The organism is Streptomyces hilarionis (genome assembly GCF_024539675.1).
In the GTDB taxonomy this organism is placed as follows: Bacteria; Actinomycetota; Actinomycetes; order Streptomycetales; family Streptomycetaceae; genus Streptomyces; species Streptomyces hilarionis.
The window spans coordinates 1-260 of record NZ_JAHHIT010000773.1; the positions used below are offsets into that span (position 1 = coordinate 1).

Consider the following 260-nt stretch of genomic DNA (forward strand, 5'->3'; position numbering starts at 1 on the left):
GTAGTCCGATTGTTTCTTGAGCTTGGCCATGACACGACTAGGATCTTCATCGGTCCAGTCGGTCAGCATCACCACGTAATCGCGGTTGTATTGAAAAGGTTCAGGCTCTTTCGAGTCGATAACGATTGGCCCGTAAACCCCTGCCTGCTCCTGTAAGCCCGAGTGGCTGTGGTACCAGTACGTACCATTCTGATGAACCTTGAACTTGTACTCGTACATGCCGTCGGGTGCGATGCCATGGAAACTCAAGCCAGGTACAC

The 260-nt window shown here is 51.9% G+C and carries 1 protein-coding gene; it reads right to left on the reverse strand.

The window, feature by feature from the left end; genetic code table 11:
• The coding region (locus KMS84_RS44670; protein WP_285894517.1) for a multicopper oxidase domain-containing protein at nucleotides 1-249 on the reverse strand (249 nt) is incomplete at its 3' end.
• Between the last annotated feature and the right edge of the window lie 11 nt (nucleotides 250-260).